Genomic DNA, 425 nt, shown 5'->3' with positions numbered 1-425 from the left:
CACTTTCCCGTCATGGCGTCTGGCGCATCCATATCGCATGGTTGCGCATAACGGCGAAATCAACACGCTGCGCGGCAACGTTAACTGGATGGCTGCCCGTCAGGCATCGGTGGATTCGGAGCTGTTCGGCAACGATATTTCCAAGCTCTGGCCGATTTCCTACGAAGGCCAGTCGGACACTGCCTGCTTCGATAACGCGCTCGAATTCCTGCATCAGGGTGGCTACAGCCTCGCACATGCGATGATGATACTGATCCCGGAAGCATGGTCGGGCAACAAGCTGATGTCGGACGAACGCCGCGCGTTCTACGAATATCATGCGGCTCTCATGGAGCCATGGGATGGTCCTGCTGCCGTTGCCTTTACCGATGGCCGCCAGATTGGTGCGACGCTGGACCGTAACGGTCTGCGTCCGGCCCGTTATA

The 425-nt window shown here is 58.1% G+C and carries 1 protein-coding gene; it reads left to right on the top strand.

Annotated elements, in window-relative coordinates; translation table 11 throughout:
• Window positions 1-425 (top strand): hypothetical protein (locus tag G3I60_RS44085; RefSeq protein ID WP_164608591.1); only part of this gene is annotated, 425 nt, incomplete at both ends.

It is taken from the genome of Streptomyces sp. SID13666 (assembly GCF_010548325.1).
Lineage (GTDB): Bacteria > Actinomycetota > Actinomycetes > Streptomycetales > Streptomycetaceae > Actinacidiphila > Actinacidiphila fildesensis.
Note: the sequence above shows the minus strand (reverse complement) of the source record. Positions and strands in the feature narration are given on the sequence as shown.